Genomic DNA, 16,574 nt, shown 5'->3' on the forward strand with positions numbered 1-16,574 from the left:
ACGCGATGCGGATCCTGCACGTCATCAACAACGGAAGCACCTGCGGCGGAGCCGAGCGGCTCACCGCGGACCTGGTGCGCGCGCAGCGGGCCGGCGGCCACGACGTCCACGTGCTGGCCGGCGACCGCCCCGGACCCGGTGAGTGGTTCGCGGACAGCACGTGGCCGGTGCGGACGGCACGCGGCCCGGCCCGGATCCGCAACTTCTACGTCAACCAGGGCGCCCGAGCGGCCCTGCGCGAGCTGCTGAGCCGGTTCGCCCCGGACGTCGTGCACCTGCACACGATCGGACTGCTGTCCGCCGGCGCGTTACCGCTGCTGCGGGGCACGCCCACGGTGATGACGGTGCACGGGCCGGAGTACTTCGTCGGCGGCACCGTCCGGTACTGCCTGCCGGCGGCCTACTTCCGCCGGGCCGACCGGGTGGCCGGCCGGCTGAACGCCCGCGGAGTCGCCGCGTACGCCTGGGGCGGCGTGGTCACGGCGGGCCTGTCCCGCTATCTCCTGCGCCGGCACGTCGACGTGTTCACTGCGCCCAGTGCCTCCATGGCCGGCCTGGTCGAACGGTCGCTCGGGCCGACCAGGATCATCCGCAACGGGCTCGACGAGGGGTTCCGGGCAGCGGTCCGCGCCCGGACGGCCAACCCACCCGGGACCGGTCCGCGCCCGCTGACCGCCGGCGCGCCCGGGTCCAGGGCGCGGCCGGTGACGGACGACGCGCCCGCGTCCGGTCCGCGGCTGGTGACGGCCGGGCGGCTGGAGGACGTCAAGGGTGTTCAGGTGCTGCTCGCCGCGATGCCGGCGATTCTCGCCGCGTACCCCGAGGCCCGGCTGACGGTCCTCGGCACCGGTTCCATGGAGGACCGCCTGCGGCGGCTGGCCGGCGAGCTCGGCGTCGGGCCGGCGGTGAGCTGGGCCGGCTGGTCGCCACCGGCCACGATGGCCGCCGCCCTGGCGGCGGCCGACATCGCGGTGGTCCCGTCGATCTGGCCGGAATCGTTCGGACTGACCGCCCTGGAAGCGCTGGCCGCCGGCTGCGCCGTCGTCGCCGCCGACTCCGGCGGGCTCCCGGACCTGGTCCGGCCCGGCGAGACCGGCCTGCTGGTGCCGCCGGGCGACGCACCCGCCCTGGCCGAGGCCGTTCTGCTTCTGCTGGCCGATCCGGCGTTGCGGGCCCGGCTGGCCGCGGCCGGGACGCAGCTGGCCGACCAGCTCACGCTGACCGCATACGCCGAAGCCGTGTACGCCGCGTATCACGACGCGGGTGCCGCGGACCGGACCACCTCCCCGACCACGGTGCCCGGGCGATGACCGACTCGACGCTCGCGAGACCGGCCACCGGCCCGCTGGCCCGGCTGCGGGTGGCGGCCGCCGACAGCCTGTTCCGTAATTCCGCCTTCCTGCTGCTCGCGACCGTGGAACTGGCCGCCGGAGGCTTCCTGTTCTGGCAGATGGTCGCCCACCTGTTCCCCGCGGCGGAGGTGGGCCGGGCCAGCGCGCTGATCTCGGCGTCCGTCCTGATCGGCAGCTGCGCGCTGCTGGGCATGCACAACGCCGTCATCCGCTACCTGCACACCTGGGAGGACGACGCGGCCACGGTCGACACCGCGCTGACGACGGTGCTGGTGGCCGCCACGGCCGGTGCGCTCGCTTTCGTCGCGCTGGCGCCGGCCGTCGCGCCCGAACTCGCCGGCCTGCTGCGACACCCGCTCAACGCCGCCCTCTTCGTGCTGCTGACCAGCGGGTACGCGGTCAACATGGTCGGCGACAACGTCTTCGTGGCCGCCCGCCGCAGCGGATTCGTGCTGGGCCGCAACACCGTGGTCGTCGTGCTCCGGCTGCTGTTGCCCCTGGCCTGCCTGGGCCTGGGCGCCCTGGGCATCTTCACCGCCTATCAGGGGGCGATGGTCGCCGCCCTGGTGGTGTACCTCTTCGCGCTCCGGCGGGTGCTCGGCCTGCCGAGCCGGCTGCGGCTGCGCTGGGACCGCCTCGCCGCCATGTGGCGGTACTCCGCGTGGAACTACCTGGCGACTGTCATTCTGATGCTCCCGGCCCTGCTCATGCCCATCCTCGTCGCCGAACGGGTCGATCCGGCCTCGGCCGCCTACTACTACGTGGCCGCGCTGCTGGCCGGCACGCTGGCGTTCGTGCCCCAGGCCACCAGCCGCAGCTTCTTCGCCGAAGCCGAGCGGGACCCGGCCCGGATGCGGGCATCGCTGGGCCGGGTGGTCCGGCTCACCGTCGCGGTGGAGCTCCCCATGCTGCTCGCGCTGCTGCTCGGCGGCCACTTCGCCCTGAGCCTGTTCGGCGGCCAGTACGCCGCGGCGTACCCGCTGCTGGTCGTGCTGGCGCTCACCCAGGCGTTGACCTCCATCGGGTACGTGGGCAGCACCGTGCTGATGGTGCTCGGGCGGTTGCGGCTGCTCTGCGCCCTGTCGGCCGTGGCTTCCGCCGCCGCCCTGCTCGGCGCGTACCTGCTGGTCGGGCGGGGCTTGATCTGGGCCGGCTGGTCCCTGCTGATCGGCGAGGTGATCCTGGCCGCGATCTACCTGCTGCTGATCCGCTCGGTGCTGGCCGCGAGCGGGACGGTCAGGGCTTGCGTCCCATCCCGGCTCCGATGATCTTCCCCGCGAAGGTCATCGGGTCCGGCACGACATCGGTGGGGTCCGGGCGCCAGAGCGGGTTGTAGACGACGCCCGGGTCCAGCAGTTGCGTCCCGGCGAAGAAGCCGCGGACCTCGTCGAAGGTCCGGAACCGCCCACTGCCCAGGTCGCTGAGCATGACCCGCTCGATCTGCGCGGTCTCCTCCCCGCCGTCGATGAAGTGGGTGATGAACAGGTGACTGCCCGGGGGCACCGCATCGCGATAGCGGGCGACGAGCTCAGCGGGGCGCTGGGCGTCGTCGAGGTGGTGCAGCACGGCGACCATCAACAGTCCGACCGGCCGCTCGAGATCGATCAGGGCGCGCAGGTCCCCGTCGCTCAGGACCTCGTCCGGCTCGCAGAAGTCAGCGGTGATCACCGTGGTGTCCGGGTTCGCGTCCAGCAGGGCACGGCCGTGGGTCAGGACCATCGGATCGTTGTCGACGTAGACCACTCTGGCCCGCGGGTTCCGGCTCTGCGCCACCTCGTGGGTGTTCTGCACCGTCGGCAGGCCGGCACCGAGGTCGATGAACTGGTCGATGCCCTGGCCGACCATGTACCGCACGGCCCGGCCGAGCACGGCCCGGTTGTAGAGCGGCACATCCGCCCCGCCGGGCGTGAGTTCCATGAGCTTGTCGCGAACGGCCCGGTCGACCGCGAAATTGTCCTTGCCGCCCAGTAACGCGTCGTAGACACGAGCCACACTCGGCACCGAGGTGTCCACCCCGATCGGGATCCGGCGATCGGTGGCCGAGTTGAGACCGGTGCCTTCCGGCGCGATATCCATAATGGACTCCAAATCAGGGGGGAGGGCTGGCGAACAGAGTGTAAGGCTTATGGTCAGCCGGTGGGACGGAGCAGCACGGCGTACAGGTCACCGGGGCCGGGCTCGTGGACGTTGCCGTCGGCGTCCCGGCCGAGCGGAGCGGAATCGCCGGCGGCCGGGAAGAACCAGCCCTCCTCCACATCGGCCAGCGGTGAACAGTCCTCCCCGCCGCCCGCTCCGTCTCTCGCGACGACCACAACGGCGTCGTCCGGCAGATCGGCGAGAATGTCTCGCAAACCCGCGACGGTCATCATCCCGAGGGTGAAGATCGGATCGACCCGGGCGTTCTGATCTCGTACATAGGTGTTGTCATCGGCACTCACTGCCATGCACCCCATTTCGGCATCCACACGTTCTCGTCGGATGTTGTCGTTCTTCTTCGGGAGCTGAGGTAGTCGCGAAGGCTGCTGAGCGCGGGATGCGGGTTGTCGTCGCGCCAGATCAGTGACATCGGGTAGACCGGTGCCGGGTCGCGCACCGGTATGCGCCGCAGGTCGTAGCTGTCCGGCCACAGGTACCGGGTGCGTTCGCCGATGAAGGTCGCCAGGTGCGGCGAGCCGGCGATCTCGGCCATCAGCGCCTCGCTGCCGAAGACCGGCCCGGTCACGTCGATGGTGAGGCCGAACGCGGCGGCGAGTTCGTCGTAGTAGCCCGCCCATTCGGTGCCGGTGGCCAGCCCCGGCATCCAGATGCGGTGTTCGACGAGTTGGGCGGGCGTGACCGAGCCGGCGTCGGCGAGCGCATGGCGTGGTCCGACGAGCAGTTCGTGATGCTCGTCGATCACACGAGCGGTCCTGATCGCCCGCGGCAGCTGGCGCGCGGGGACGGTGACGGCGTGGAAGGTGGCGTCGATCGTCCCCGCTTCGACGGCGGCGGTCGCGGCATGCACATCGGCGTCCAGCAGCGTGACGACGTCCAGCTCGATCCGCGGATCCGTGCGGTGGAACTCCTGCAGCAGCACCGCCGGGGCGATCCGCCGGCTGTGCACGTCGATGCGCAGGGCGCGCCGGCCGGGACGGACGGAGGCGTCGGCGCGCTCTGCCACCCGGATCAGCTCCCGGGCGTGGGGCAGCAGTGCCTGGCCGTCGACGGTCAGGTGGGCGCCGCGGGCAGTGCGGGTGAACAGCCGCACCTGCAGGTCCTTCTCCAGAGCGGCGATGCGCTTGGACACGGCCTGCTGGGTGATCGACAGCGCGGTGGCGGCGTCCTGGAACTGGCCGGCGTCCGCGGCGGCCACGAACGTGCGTACGGCGGCGAGATCCACGCGCTGACCGTACCCACACAACGTCCGGTTGTGGCTCGCCGCCGGTTCGGTTGTTTGATTCGTTCACCCGGGCCCTGCTTTGCTCCCAGCGTTCAACGGCGGACGGCTGGGCGGGAGGTGCGGATTGGCGGCGAGGCGATCCCTGGGCCGGCAGTTCGGCTGGCTGTGGGCGGCGTACGCGGTCAGCGCGTACGGCTCGGGGTTCGGATTCGGCGCCCTGCCGCTGATCGCCGTCCTGGTCCTGGACGCCGGCCCCGCGCAGGTTTCCGCCCTGGCCGCGGTCGGTCCGGCGGTGGGTGCGCTGATCGCGTTGCCGCTCGGGCCTTGGGTGGAGTTCCACCGCAAGCGACCGGTGATGATCGCGATGGATCTGGCCCGGTTCGCGGCCATGCTGACGATCCCCCTCGCCTACGCTCTCGGCCGGCTCAGCTTCGTGCAGTTGCTGGTCGTCTCGGCTCTGGTCGCCGCGGCCAAGATCGCGTTCAGCGCGGCCGGCGGCGCCTACCTCAAGACTCTCCTCGCCCCGGACGACCTGCTGGTGGCCAACGCGCGGTTCGAGTCGACGACGTGGAGCGCCATCGGGGTCGGGCCCACCGATGGGCGGTGCCGCGATCGGTCTGTTCGGGCCGGTCACGTCCGTCGTGGCCGACGCGCTGAGCTTCCTGCTCTCCGCGCTGGGCATCACGGCGATTCGCAGCCGGGAGGAACCCCCGCAGCGCACCGGCGACCGCCGGGTCCGGGCCGGCGAGCTGCTCGACGGCTGGCGGCACCTGCTGAGCCATCCCGGGCTACGGGCGCTCTACCTCAACCAGCTGCTCGTCGCCGGACTGATCATGGCCAGCGAGCCACTGCTGGCGGTGCTGCTGCTCGGCGAGCTCGGCTTCGCGCCCTGGCAGTACGGCCTGGCCTTCGCCGCGCCCTGCCTCGGCGGGCTCCTCGGCTCCCGCCTGGCCCCTCGTGCGGTGACCCGCTTCGGCCGGCACCGCATTCTGCGCACCGTCGGCACGCTCCGCGCGGTCTGGCTGATCGGCCTCGCCTTCGTCCAGCCCGGTGCTGCCGGTCTCGCCACCGTGATCGTGGTCGAACTCGCGATCATCGTCAGCATGAGCCTGTTCAACCCGGTGCTCGCGACCTACCGCCTCGAACACACCCCCGACGACCGCGTCGCCCGTACCCTCACGGCCTGGTCGATCGGCAGCAGCGCAGCCATCGCCATGCTCAGCGCGCTCGGTGGTCTGCTCGCCGCCGCCACCAGCCCGCGCACCGCCCTCATCACTGCGGGGCTGCTCATCCTGGCCAGCCCGCTCCTGCTGCCGCGCCGCCCTGCTCCCGAAGCCCCACCGACCGCGTCCCCTACGAAGTCCGCTTCCCGCACGGGATAACCACGCGGTCATGGCACGGTTCCACTCTCACGTGCCGGCGCTGTCCTGACAGCTCTACGGCAGCCGCGACTCCGACACCACGCTTCTCGGGAGCGCCCGGCCCGGGTCAATGCTCGGACCACGGCCCGTCATAGTGCCGCGGTGGCGCGGCACTATGACGGGACCGGCACCGATGCGGGTCATGAAGGGGTGCTCTCCTCGGCGGGTATCCGTGGTGAGACGTGGTAATGGGCGATCCGCCAGGCGCCACCGGCCCGGCGCGCCACGACGGTGAGATTGACCGCGATCGGGGGCCGGTCGACCAACGAGAACTCGGCCGCGACCCAGCCCAGCACGACGTCGTCGGCGAGCTCGCGGGTCTGCAGGATCCGGTAGGCCACCGTCATCCCGGCCGGCTGCCCGGCGTAGTACTCCGTCACCCCGGCCCGCCCGATGGTGTACGGGTGCACGCCCTGGAAGACGATGGCGTCGGTGACGTCGCTGATCTGGCCGAGCCGGCCGACCGGGTGCAGGCCGGCCAGGAACTCGTGGGTCTCGGCCGGGTGCATGGGGGTCGCGATGACGCCGGGCGAGACCGCGTTGAAACGGATGCCGCGGGTCGCGTACTCGATGGCCAGGGCCTTGGTCGCCGAGTTGAGGCCGCCCTTGGTGAGCGAGGCCAGCACAGCCGGCAGGCTGCTGTTGGCGTGGTCGGTCAGGTGCGCGACGAAGACCTCGACGCCCGGCTGCTCGGCGCCGACCGCCTGTACGCGGTGAGCACCGGCACCTCGACCGAACCGGTCCACACCCGCGACACTGTGGTGCTCATCGACGCCGACGAGGTCAGCTGGTCGTCCTGGAACCGCTGGGCGGCGGCGCTGGCCGAGGAGACCGGCGCCGGGACGGTGGCCGTCTCGGACGGCGGCATCACCGGTCCGGCGTTCTTCGACCACGTACGCCGCCTGCGCCGGCCGGTGGTGAACTGCCCCAAGGGTCAGACCACCCCGGTGCCGGCCGACCTGGTCGCCCGCCCGATCACTCGGCCGGCACCGTACTGGACGTGGTCGCTGGTCTCCCGCCGCAACGAGCGGCGGCCCGCGGTGCGAGCGCTCGTCGCGGCGCTGACCCGCTCGGTGGACGGGTGCGGCCTCGACAACCCGGACGCCTGGCTGCCCCCGGACGACCCGTACCGCGTCACCTGAACTGCGGTCAGCTGCCCGGTCGCCTCGGTCACCCGGAAGCCGAGATCGACGGCGCCGATCTCGGTGAGGTCACCCGAGACCGGTCGTTCATCCACGCTGCGCTGCTATGCTCACACTGTCCAGATCATTTCGGGGTCACTCTTCGCCACCTCCGGCACGGGAACGGGATCGCCGCAGTGAGCGTCAACGCACGAGATCCTGATGGAGGAAGAACTACTGTGATCGACCCACTCAGGAAATCCATGGCGGTCACCGCTGAGCTCTTCGATCTTGCCCTCCGGGAGATGCGCCTCGGCAACCTGGATCGGGCACGTGCCTCGTTCCGGCAGGCACGCGAGCAGGTGGTCCGGGAAGGCTGGGGCGGATTGCTGCCTTCGATCTGCGTCGTGGGCGCGGCCCTGGTGTCGGCCGAGGGTGATCATCGGCAGGCGGCCGTGCTGGTGGGCGTCGCCCACACCGCCTTCCTGAAGTCCGGCCAGGCACCCGACCCGGGCGAAGTCGTCGAGATCGCACGAGTGTCCGAGGCGGCCGTCAACGCACTCGGAGCTCAGCAGTTCGCGGCCGAGTCCGCCCGGGGCCGCAGAGCCGGTCCGTCCTCGATCGTCTTCGAGATCTGATGCGGCCCGGACGGAGGACCACGGATGTCTGACACCGGGCACCGCGACCGGGTTCTCGTCGTCGACGACGATCCCGGGATCCGCGGTCTGCTGACCTCCGCTCTCGGCTTCGCCGGCTACCAGGTCGACGTGGCGGCGGACGTCGGCCAGGCCCTCGACCAGGTCCAGGCCCACCCGCCCGACGTCATCGTGCTGGATGTGATGCTGCCCGGAGGAACCGGATTCGACATCCTGACGCTGCTGCGGGCCAGGTCCGTCGCAGTGCCGGTCCTGTTCCTGACCGCACGTGACGCAGTCGAGGACCGCGTGCGGGGACTGCAGCTGGGCGGCGACGACTACGTGGTCAAGCCGTTCAGCGTCGTGGAGATCGGGGCCCGGATCGAGGCGCTGCTGCGCCGCTCCCGCGGCACCGCGGTGCCCGCCGATTCGGCCCTCACCTTTCACGACCTGACACTCGACCTGCAACGGCACGAGGTCCGCCGGGGCGACCAGCTCATCCAGCTGTCACCGACGGAATTCAAGCTGCTCCACGTCCTGATCACCCGCCCGGGACAGGTCCTGTCCAAGGGCCAGATCCTCGATGCGGTCTGGCAGTACGACTTCGGTGGCGACTCGGTCGTCGTCGAGCGGTTCATCTCGAACCTGCGCCGCAAGATCGACACCGGGCACGACGCGCTCATCCACACCGTCCGCGGCGTCGGGTACGCCCTGCGCCACGAGACGCAACCAGACGGCAAGCGGACCGGACGATGAATTACGGCTGGCACCGGTGGCGGGCCGGCATCCGAGGACGGCTCCTGGCCGGTTTTCTCATGCTGTTCCTGCTCGCTCTCGGTGCGAGCGGTCTCACCACTGCCTTCCTCGTCGACAACTACGTCTCCGACCGTTCCGTCGCCAAGCTCCGCACCGACGAACAGCGGATCACCGCACTGGTCCGCTCCGGCCCGCAGACCATCAACGCCGACCAGTTCGAGACGATGCTCGGTCCGCCGCTGGGCATCATGGGATTGGACGCCCGCGGCGACATCTTGTTCGCCATCGGCTCCAGTGCCGGGTACGAATACGAGCTCGCCCGCCTCGCCCGGGCGGCCGACCCCGGCGAGATCCTGGAGACCGGCGACGACGTCGTGGCGGTCCTGATCACCACACCGGGCATGCGGATGAACTACGGCGACCGGGACACCGACGACGTCGCTCAGCTGATTCTGGTCAACGACGCGAACATCGAACGGACCGCCGTCGTCGGTTACGTCGGCAGCATGGCGACGATCGCCGTCATCGCCGTCCTCGTGCTCATGGCCCTCGCCGTGGTCGTCCTGCGCATCGGCTTGCGCCCACTGGCGGAGATGGCCCACGCGGCCGACGCGATCGCCCAGGGATCCCGCGACGAACGACTACCGGTCTCCGATCGCCACGCCGAGACCGACATCCTCGCCGCCGCGGTCAACCGGGCCTTCGATGCGCAGGCCCGCGCCGAGGACCGGGCGAGAACCTTCGCCGCCGACGCCTCGCACGAGCTGCGCACCCCGCTCGCCACCGTGTCCGGCTGGTTGGAGCTGTACCGGCAGGGCAACCTGAGCGGTGAGGATGTCGAGCAGGCGGTGGCCCGCATCGAGGACGAAGTCGGCCGGATCCGGCTGCTGGTCGACGAGCTCGGCCTGCTGGCCCGGCTCGACACCGGCCGGCCCCTCGACAACCAGCCGCTCGACCTGAGCGAGCTCGCCGAGAGCGTGGTCGAGGACGCCCGCGTGATCTACACCGATCTCGACATCACCCTGCGGGCACCGCCGGATCGATTGCCGGTTGTCGGCGACGCCGCCCGCCTGCAGCAGGTCCTGCGCAACCTGGTCGGCAACGCCGTCCAGCACAATCCCGCCGGGACTCGGGTCCGTCTGCGGCTGTATCAGGACGACGACGAGGTACGCGTCGACGTGGCGGACAACGGCACGGGCATCCGGGCTGCCGACGTACCTCGGCTGTTCGACCGTTTCTGGCGGGCCGAAGCCAGCCGCAGCCGCGACTACGGCGGCTCAGGTCTGGGCCTGGCGATCGTCCAAGCCATCGTCCGCGCCCACAACGGCCGGACGACAGTGCACTCCCAGGTCGGACAGGGCACCACCGTGAGCCTGCATCTGCCCACCGCGGCGGACGACAGGGCACCGGTTGAGCCGCACTCCGGTCATTGACCGCCGGCTGGACGAGGGCGTTGGATGGTCGTTCGCCGGCCCGTGGCGGCGGCCCGGACGATCGCGTCGAGGAGCCGGTGGCGCTTGACGGCGTGGCTGAAGTCCGGCGCGACGGCCGTGCCGCGGATCAGGTCGTCGCGGATCGCGGCGTAGGCGTGAGCCAGCGTGTGGACCACCGTTCCGGCCAGGCCGGGGTAGTTGTCGTAGCCGCCGGGCATCGTGAGCTCCGCAGGCCGGCCGCGACCGCGGGTGCCGTACACCGTGACCGGACCGAGGTGCGGAAACTCGGCGGCGGTGATCTCGAGTCTGCCCTGCGTACCGTCGATGATCAGCGAGAATCCCGCACCCGACGCCGCGCCGCCGCGATGGTGGGCGGACAGGATCGCGCCGCCGGCCACGGTGCCCGAGACCGCGATCTGGTCCTCGGCGGTCATCGCCACGACCTGCCCGGTGCGCCCGAGGGGAACCTCGCGGCGCCGGGTCGCGGTCGTCGCGACCACGTCCTGGAGCTCGCCGATGACCATCGACACCAGGTCGATCGCGTGCCCGAACGCGATGGTGAGCATCGTGGCCCCGAGTTTGCGGTCGAGGGTGTAGAGCGCGCGCTCCCAAACCGGCGTTCCCCATTCGGTCGAGGACGCCACGACGGTGGCCGAGAGCACTTCCCCGACGAACCCCTCGGCGACGAGGTCGGTCAGCCAGCGGAAGGTGGGCGAGGATCGTCCCTGAAGGCCGACGAACGTGGGCACCGTGCCGGCGGCACGCTCCATCTCCTCCGCTTCGCGCAGGTCGACGGCGAGCGGCCACTCGGCGAGCACCGGTACGGCCGCCACGAGCGCGGGCAACACCAGTTCGCGATGCTGAGGCACTTTGACGGCGACAACGACGAGGTCGACGTCCGGGTCGCCGGCGAGCTGCTCGACCGACGTGTACGCGGGTACGCCGTACACCGCTTTCGCGGCTTGGGCGGAGGCCGGCGAACTCGACGCCAGTGCGCGGAGCTCGATCCCGTCGACGGCCGCCAGCGCGGGCAGGTGACCCCCGGCCGCCCAGCCTCCGGTGGCACTCAGCCCGACGATGCCGACGCCGATCGGCCTCCGCAGGTCAGGCAGCGCGCGTTTCGTCATGAAGGCCAGGCGAGGAGGGCCGTGTCGACGATCTCGTCGAGCTCGGCCGGACCGAGGCCGTTGGCGGCCTGCACGGCGACGCCGAACCCCATCGTCATGATGAACCGGGCGAGACGCCGGGGATCGGCCCCCGGCGGAAGATCACCCTCGGCGACAGCGCGGCGGAAGCGCTCCTCGAGGCGGACCCCCGCATCGTTGCGCCAGTCGACCAGCAGGTCATGGACAGGCCGGCCGTCGTCGCTCGACGCCAGAGCACCTTGCACCGTCAGACATCCGGTGGGCCCGCCGGGCGGGGTCGTGGTGCGAACCGCTCCGCGCAGGAACGCCACAGCCACAGCGCGCGCGGTGGGCTCCCCCAGGGCGCGCATCGCGTAGGCGGCCGGTCCCGCGCCGTAGCGCTGGAGGGCCTTGCGGAACAACTCCTCCTTGTTGCCGAAGGCCGCGTACATGCTGGTCTTGGTGATCCCCATCGCGGCGGTCAGTTCGGCCAGGCTCGCCGCTTCGTAACCGCGCGCCCAGAAGACCCGCATGGCGCTTTCCAGTGCCTGGTCGGTGTCGAACTCGCGAGGACGGCCCATGACGGCTCGGCGGGAATCACCCATGCAACAAGCGTACCCCTCGGTACAGATGTCGCCGTGATCCTCATCATTGTGTACCGGACGGTACTTATACGTGCTACGGTTCTGCACCGACCGGTACTTAACTACCATCAGGGAGTCCGCACCATGCACACCACTTCGCTCGGCGGCCTCGCGACGTCACGCATCGGGCTCGGCGCCATGGGGATGTCGGCGTACTACACCGGCGCCGGTCAGCGCGAGGACGAGTCGATCCGGACGATCCGCCGCGCCCTGGACCTCGGCGTGACCCACATCGACACCGCCGAGGGGTACGGCCCCTTCATCAACGAGGAGCTGGTGGGCCGGGCAGTCCAGGGGCACCGGGACGAGTTCGTGCTGGCGACCAAGTTCGGGCTGATCTCGCACACCGGCGGCTCGGCTCCGGACAGCACCCCGGCCAACGTCCGGCTGGCCGTGGAGGGATCGCTGAAGCGCCTGGGCACCGACTACATCGACCTCTTCTACCAGCACCGGGTGGATCCGGGTACGCCCATCGAGGAGACCGTCGGGGCGCTGGCCGAACTGGTGGCCGAGGGCAAGATCCGGCACATCGGCCTTTCGGAGGCCGGCCCCGCCACGATCCGACGCGCACACGCGGTGCATCCGATCGCGGCGGTGCAGTCCGAGTACTCATTGTGGACCCGCGACCCCGAGGCCGAGGTTCTGCCGGTCCTGCGGGAACTGGGTATCGGGTTCGTGCCGTACTCCCCGCTCGGCCGCGGGTTTCTGACCGGCGACATCCGCTCCCTGGACGACCTCGACGCCGACGACTGGCGCCGCACCAACCACCGCTTCGCCGACGGCAACCTCGCACGCAACATGCGGATCGTCGACGAGGTCCGCGCCGTAGCCGCCGAGATCGGCGCCACGCCGGCCCAGGTGGCCCTGGCCTGGCTGCTCGCCCAGGGTGACGACATCACGCCCATCCCGGGCACCAAGCGGGTCGCCCGGCTCGAGGAGAACGCCGCCGCTGACCGCATCGAGCTCACGGCCGGCCACGCCTCTCGCCTGAACAGCCTGCCGCCGACCTCCGGCGAGCGCTACGACGCGGACAACATGGCCGCCATCGACCGCTGACCCGATTTTTATATCAAGGAAGGGCATGGAATGGGACAGCTCGAAGGCAAGACAGCGATCGTCACGGGCGCCAGCGACGGCATCGGCCTGGGGGCTGCCACGCGCCTGGCCCAGGAGGGGGCGCACGTCTTCATCACCGGCCGCCGGACGGAGCAACTGGAGGCGGCGGCCCGGGCCATCGGGTCGGCCACCGCAATCCCCGGGGACGTCTCGAACCTGGCCGACCTGGACCGGCTCTACGACGCGGTCCGCGACCGAGGGCAGGGCCTGGATGTGGTTTTCGCCAATGCCGGGGCGGCCGGATTCGCAACGTTGGAAGAGACGACCGAGGAGCACCTCGACCACATCTACCGGGTGAACATCCGAGGCACCGTCTTCACCGTGCAGAAGGCGCTGCCGCTGCTCAACGAGGGGGCGTCGATCATCCTGAACCTCTCGACCCGCGCCGACGACGGCTGGGCAGGCTTCGGTGCGTACGGCGCCAGCAAGGCCGCGCTGCGCCTGTACACCCGCACGTGGGCCAATGAGCTCAAAGGACGCGGCATCCGGGTCAACGCGGTCTCCCCCGGTGCGATCGAGACTCCCGCCGTGGCCAAGATGGTCGGGGAGGCCGACGCCGAGGCGGTCAAGGCCACGTTCCGGGCCTCGGTGCCGCTGGGCCGGCACGGAACGATCGAAGAGGTGGCCGCCGCCGTGGCCTTCCTGGCCTCGGACCAGAGCAGTTTCGTCCTGGGCACGAGCCTCTATGTCGACGGCGGCGAGAGCCAGCTCTGAGCTCTGCAGCCCTTCGACGGCCTGACCGGCGAGGCCCGGGGCGGAGGTCAGTTGCTGACCTCCGTCCCGGCCCGGTGTACGGCGTGGTTTCAGCTGACGAGTTCGGGTTCGCGGGTGGTGGCCGGGGCGGCGGGCTCGGTGAGGTGGTGGCCTTCGACGTCGACGTCGGGCACGACCCGGTCCAGCCAGCGGGGCAGATGCCAGGCGCGGTCGCCGAGCAGCTTCAGGACGGCCGGGACCAGGGTGAGACGCACGACGAAGGCGTCGATCAGGACACCGAAGGCCAGGGCGAGCGCGATCGGCATGACGTTGGGGTCGTGGGAGAACAGGAAGCTCGCGAAGACGATGACCATGATGACCGCGGCGGCCACGACCACCCGCCCGGAGTTGCGGGCACCGGCGCGGATGGCTTCGGTGGCGTCACGGTGGCGGGCGTAGTGCTCGCGCATGGCCGAGACGAGGAAGACCTCATAGTCCATGGCCAGACCGAACAGCACGGCCATGACGATGATCGGGGCGAAGCTGGGCACCGGCCCGACCAGCGGCACGCCGAGCAGATCGGCCGCCCAGCCCCACTGGAACACCGCGACCATGGCGCCGAACGCGGCACCGACTGAGAGCAGGAAGCCCGCGGTGGCCTTCAGCGGGACCGTCCAGGAGCGGAAGGCGACCAGCAGCAACAGCAGGGACAACCCGACCACCACCACGGTGAAGGGCAGCAGCGCGCCGTTGAGCTGGTCGACGGCGTCGAGGCTGACCACGGTCAGGCCGGTCACCGCGACGTAGTCACCGGAGCGGGCAGTGATCGGCTTCAGCGCGGTGCGAAGCTCGGCGACCAGGGCGCTGGTGGCGGCCTCGCGCGGGCCGGTGGTGGGTACGACCTGCACGACCGCGGCCTGGTTGTCCGCGGCGATCAGCGGTCCGTTGACGGCGGCGATGCCGGGCATCGGCGTGATGGTGTCGATGACAGTCCGGGCGGTCGCGTTGATCTCGGCGACCGATCCACCCTCGATCAGCACGACCAGCTTGCCGTTCTCGCCCGGACCGAACGCGCCGGCGACCAGGTCGTAGGCCTGCCGCGGCTCGGAGGCCGGGGCCGCGGAGCCGTTGTCGTTGAGCGCCAGCTGCAGCTGCACGGCCGGCACGGCGAGCAGACCCAGTCCGAGCACCACGGCCACGACGATCTTGCGGGGATGCTTGATGACCAGATCCACCCAACGGGCGGCGGCGCCCCCCGTACCGGTGATCAGAATGCGCCGTGCTGCCCGCGAGTCCGGCTTCGGGCGCAGCTTCTCGCCGGCCAGCGACAGGACGGCCGGCAGCATCGTCAGAGCCAGGACGACCGCGATCGCGACCGCGCCGGCCGCGGCCAGCCCCATGGAGGTCAGCATCGGTACGCCGGCCAAGGTCAGCCCGACCAGGGCGATGATCACCGTCAGGCCGGCGAACATGACCGAACTGCCCGCCGTGGCCGTCGCCAGCGCGATCGACTCCCTGACCCCCATGCCGCGGGTCAGCTGAGCGCGATGCCGCGACACGATCAGCAGCGCATAGTCGATGCCGACCGCCAGACCGAGCATCAGGGCCAGCGTCAACGCGTTCTGGGAGACGTCGAACACGTTGGCCAGCAGCAGCGTGCCGGCGGCCGTGCCGCCCACCCCGAGAGCCGCGGTGAGCATCGGGATGCCGGCGGCCAGCATCGATCCGAACGTGACCAGCAGGACCAGCAGCGCCACACCCAGACCGATGATCTCCGGGATACCGAACGGCTCGAGTTCCTCCTCGAACGCGTCACCGCCGAACAACACCCGGCCACCGGTGTCCCCGAAAGCAGCACCGGCAGCCCGCACCGTTTCCTGCTGCGCCGGGTCGACCTCGGTACCCGCCGGGAGATCGAAGGCGAGCGACCCGACCGCGACGCGTCCGTCGTCGGAGACCTGTTCCAACGGATCACTGACCTCGGCGATGTGCTCCACGGCCTGCAGCCGCTTCATCGCCGCCTGAACCTGCGCGGCGACCGTCCTGTCCGTGATCTGCGAACCGTTCGGGGCGACGAACACCACGTCACCCTCGATGCCGCCTTCCTCGGGAAAGTGCTGCTCCGCCTTCTGCAGAGCGACCTGCCCCGGCGAACCGGGAATGGCGTGACCCGGAGAGAACGAGCCCGCGAACCCGAGCATGGCGATCAGCGCGGCCGCGATGACCGCCAGCGACGCCGCCAGGAAAACCCACCGGCGACGCGCGGCAACAGCGCCCAACCGGTACAAGAACTTGGCCATCGAATTGCCCTTCCAAGGCAGGAGTGGGAGACATGTTCACCCTGAGCTCCCGACCTGACGATCGACCCCCACCCACCTTGACGACTCCTTGACGACAAACCCACCGCGCCGTCAAGAACCCCCCGAGCCCGGAGCGACCCGCCATACGCATGTGACCACCACGCCTTCGCGTAGTGGTCACATGCCTGACGAGCCCGGGGGAACGTCGACGGTCCCGGGTGAAGACCCACTCCCGCAGCAGCAGGAACCGGACCAGGCCGACCACCGCGTTGACCGAGGCGATCAGGAGGACCCGTGACCACCAGTCATCGCTGACGACGTCGCCGAGGAGCGCCGACGCCAGACTGCTTGCCGCCAGCGCGGCGACGGACAGTGCGCCACCCTCCCACTGCGCAGCCAGCCAGGAGACCCGGGCGCCGGCCCGGAAGGTGAGCCGGCGGTGCCAGCACGGCGAGACGGCTCACCAGGTCGCGCAGGCAGATCAGGCCCGCGATGAGGACAACATCTGATCACGCCGTACGGCGCAAGTGCGCGAGCCACTCCACTCGCCTGACGAGCACATCGCTACCCGGGTACTCCCAACCGAGAGCGCCATCGGCG

16 protein-coding genes are annotated in these 16,574 nt (G+C 70.8%); 9 read left to right on the forward strand and 7 right to left on the reverse strand.

Annotation, left to right across the window (positions count from 1 at the left end):
• The first annotated feature begins 5 nt into the window (after positions 1–5).
• Together Aau02nite_RS10920 and Aau02nite_RS10925 are read left to right on the forward strand one after the other, a co-directional pair.
• Positions 6–1,310, forward strand: a complete 1,305-nt coding sequence (locus Aau02nite_RS10920) for a glycosyltransferase family 4 protein (RefSeq protein ID WP_212988225.1) — start codon at positions 6–8, stop codon at positions 1,308–1,310.
• A complete protein-coding gene (locus Aau02nite_RS10925; protein WP_212988226.1) occupies positions 1,307–2,620 on the forward strand; it encodes a lipopolysaccharide biosynthesis protein in 1,314 nt (437 codons plus the stop codon). Before Aau02nite_RS10920 ends, Aau02nite_RS10925 begins: the two co-directional genes overlap by 4 nt.
• On the opposite strand, the gene Aau02nite_RS10930 is transcribed toward Aau02nite_RS10925, so the two are convergent.
• Genes Aau02nite_RS10930 through Aau02nite_RS10940 form a run of 3 tightly spaced genes read right to left on the reverse strand, consistent with a single transcriptional unit; the run spans position 2,589 to position 4,731 of the window.
• Positions 2,589–3,428 carry an SAM-dependent methyltransferase gene (locus Aau02nite_RS10930; RefSeq protein ID WP_212988227.1) on the reverse strand — a complete coding sequence of 280 codons (840 nt, stop codon included), beginning with the start codon at positions 3,426–3,428 and terminating at the stop codon, positions 2,589–2,591. The genes Aau02nite_RS10925 and Aau02nite_RS10930 overlap by 32 nt on opposite strands.
• A 53-nt stretch (positions 3,429–3,481) precedes the next feature.
• Positions 3,482–3,790 (reverse strand): hypothetical protein, encoded by a 309-nt coding sequence (locus tag Aau02nite_RS10935; RefSeq protein WP_212988228.1) that lies wholly within the window; start codon positions 3,788–3,790, stop codon positions 3,482–3,484.
• Entirely contained in the window at positions 3,787–4,731 is a 945-nt protein-coding gene (locus Aau02nite_RS10940; protein WP_212988229.1) for a LysR family transcriptional regulator, read from the reverse strand. The genes Aau02nite_RS10935 and Aau02nite_RS10940 overlap by 4 nt, the downstream gene beginning before the upstream one ends.
• A gap of 596 nt (positions 4,732–5,327) precedes the next feature.
• On the opposite strand from Aau02nite_RS10940, the gene Aau02nite_RS46335 reads away from it, so the two are divergent.
• Positions 5,328–6,113 carry an MFS transporter gene (locus tag Aau02nite_RS46335; RefSeq protein WP_246595048.1) on the forward strand — a complete coding sequence of 262 codons (786 nt, stop codon included), beginning with the start codon at positions 5,328–5,330 and terminating at the stop codon, positions 6,111–6,113.
• A 179-nt stretch (positions 6,114–6,292) separates the two neighbouring features.
• On the opposite strand, the gene Aau02nite_RS10950 is transcribed toward Aau02nite_RS46335, so the two are convergent.
• The gene (locus tag Aau02nite_RS10950; RefSeq protein ID WP_246595049.1) at positions 6,293–6,778 is read right to left on the reverse strand and encodes an SDR family oxidoreductase; all 486 of its coding nucleotides are present in this window, start codon (positions 6,776–6,778) and stop codon (positions 6,293–6,295) included.
• A gap of 33 nt (positions 6,779–6,811) precedes the next feature.
• Between Aau02nite_RS10950 and Aau02nite_RS10955 the strand changes: the two genes are divergently transcribed.
• From Aau02nite_RS10955 to Aau02nite_RS10970, 4 genes are all read left to right on the forward strand, one after another.
• Positions 6,812–7,294, forward strand: coding sequence for a hypothetical protein (locus Aau02nite_RS10955; protein WP_212988338.1), 483 nt, complete (start codon positions 6,812–6,814; stop codon positions 7,292–7,294).
• A 176-nt stretch (positions 7,295–7,470) separates the two neighbouring features.
• A complete protein-coding gene (locus tag Aau02nite_RS10960) occupies positions 7,471–7,911 on the forward strand; it encodes a hypothetical protein (RefSeq protein ID WP_212988231.1) in 441 nt (146 codons plus the stop codon).
• A 24-nt stretch (positions 7,912–7,935) separates the two neighbouring features.
• Positions 7,936–8,664 carry a response regulator transcription factor gene (locus Aau02nite_RS10965; RefSeq protein WP_212988232.1) on the forward strand — a complete coding sequence of 243 codons (729 nt, stop codon included), beginning with the start codon at positions 7,936–7,938 and terminating at the stop codon, positions 8,662–8,664.
• Complete coding sequence (locus Aau02nite_RS10970) at positions 8,661–10,097, forward strand: sensor histidine kinase (protein ID WP_212988233.1); 1,437 nt, start codon at positions 8,661–8,663, stop codon at positions 10,095–10,097. Before Aau02nite_RS10965 ends, Aau02nite_RS10970 begins: the two co-directional genes overlap by 4 nt.
• Here Aau02nite_RS10970 and Aau02nite_RS10975 read toward each other — a convergent pair.
• Together Aau02nite_RS10975 and Aau02nite_RS10980 are read right to left on the reverse strand one after the other, a co-directional pair.
• Positions 10,091–11,224 carry a Gfo/Idh/MocA family protein gene (locus tag Aau02nite_RS10975; protein WP_212988234.1) on the reverse strand — a complete coding sequence of 378 codons (1,134 nt, stop codon included), beginning with the start codon at positions 11,222–11,224 and terminating at the stop codon, positions 10,091–10,093. The genes Aau02nite_RS10970 and Aau02nite_RS10975 overlap by 7 nt on opposite strands.
• A complete protein-coding gene (locus Aau02nite_RS10980; protein WP_246595050.1) occupies positions 11,221–11,826 on the reverse strand; it encodes a TetR/AcrR family transcriptional regulator in 606 nt (201 codons plus the stop codon). Before Aau02nite_RS10980 ends, Aau02nite_RS10975 begins: the two co-directional genes overlap by 4 nt.
• A gap of 123 nt (positions 11,827–11,949) precedes the next feature.
• Here Aau02nite_RS10980 and Aau02nite_RS10985 point away from each other — a divergent pair, with 123 nt between their 5' ends.
• Together Aau02nite_RS10985 and Aau02nite_RS10990 are read left to right on the forward strand one after the other, a co-directional pair.
• Positions 11,950–12,921 carry an aldo/keto reductase gene (locus Aau02nite_RS10985; RefSeq protein WP_212988235.1) on the forward strand — a complete coding sequence of 324 codons (972 nt, stop codon included), beginning with the start codon at positions 11,950–11,952 and terminating at the stop codon, positions 12,919–12,921.
• A 30-nt stretch (positions 12,922–12,951) separates the two neighbouring features.
• Positions 12,952–13,695 carry an SDR family NAD(P)-dependent oxidoreductase gene (locus Aau02nite_RS10990; RefSeq protein ID WP_212988236.1) on the forward strand — a complete coding sequence of 248 codons (744 nt, stop codon included), beginning with the start codon at positions 12,952–12,954 and terminating at the stop codon, positions 13,693–13,695.
• An 89-nt stretch (positions 13,696–13,784) separates the two neighbouring features.
• Here the strand turns inward: Aau02nite_RS10990 and Aau02nite_RS10995 are convergent, their stop codons facing one another.
• Entirely contained in the window at positions 13,785–15,974 is a 2,190-nt protein-coding gene (locus Aau02nite_RS10995; protein WP_212988237.1) for an MMPL family transporter, read from the reverse strand.
• Positions 15,975–16,574: the final 600 nt, after the last annotated feature.

It is taken from the genome of Actinoplanes auranticolor, from assembly GCF_018332655.1.
Taxonomy (GTDB): Bacteria; Actinomycetota; Actinomycetes; order Mycobacteriales; family Micromonosporaceae; genus Actinoplanes; species Actinoplanes auranticolor.

What these genes read in the sequence shown, in the direction of transcription:
- Aau02nite_RS10920 (WP_212988225.1), top strand. Translation starts at nt 6, where the DNA reads ATGCGGATCCTGCACGTCATCAACAACGGAAGCACCTGCGGCGGAGCC.
- Aau02nite_RS10925 (WP_212988226.1), top strand. Translation starts at nt 1,307, where the DNA reads ATGACCGACTCGACGCTCGCGAGACCGGCCACCGGCCCGCTGGCCCGG.
- Aau02nite_RS10930 (WP_212988227.1), bottom strand. Translation starts at nt 3,428, where the DNA reads ATGGATATCGCGCCGGAAGGCACCGGTCTCAACTCGGCCACCGATCGC.
- Aau02nite_RS46335 (WP_246595048.1), top strand. Translation starts at nt 5,328, where the DNA reads ATGGGCGGTGCCGCGATCGGTCTGTTCGGGCCGGTCACGTCCGTCGTG.
- Aau02nite_RS10965 (WP_212988232.1), top strand. Translation starts at nt 7,936, where the DNA reads ATGTCTGACACCGGGCACCGCGACCGGGTTCTCGTCGTCGACGACGAT.
- Aau02nite_RS10970 (WP_212988233.1), top strand. Translation starts at nt 8,661, where the DNA reads ATGAATTACGGCTGGCACCGGTGGCGGGCCGGCATCCGAGGACGGCTC.
- Aau02nite_RS10975 (WP_212988234.1), bottom strand. Translation starts at nt 11,224, where the DNA reads ATGACGAAACGCGCGCTGCCTGACCTGCGGAGGCCGATCGGCGTCGGC.
- Aau02nite_RS10980 (WP_246595050.1), bottom strand. Translation starts at nt 11,826, where the DNA reads ATGGGTGATTCCCGCCGAGCCGTCATGGGCCGTCCTCGCGAGTTCGAC.
- Aau02nite_RS10985 (WP_212988235.1), top strand. Translation starts at nt 11,950, where the DNA reads ATGCACACCACTTCGCTCGGCGGCCTCGCGACGTCACGCATCGGGCTC.
- Aau02nite_RS10990 (WP_212988236.1), top strand. Translation starts at nt 12,952, where the DNA reads ATGGGACAGCTCGAAGGCAAGACAGCGATCGTCACGGGCGCCAGCGAC.
- Aau02nite_RS10995 (WP_212988237.1), bottom strand. Translation starts at nt 15,974, where the DNA reads ATGGCCAAGTTCTTGTACCGGTTGGGCGCTGTTGCCGCGCGTCGCCGG.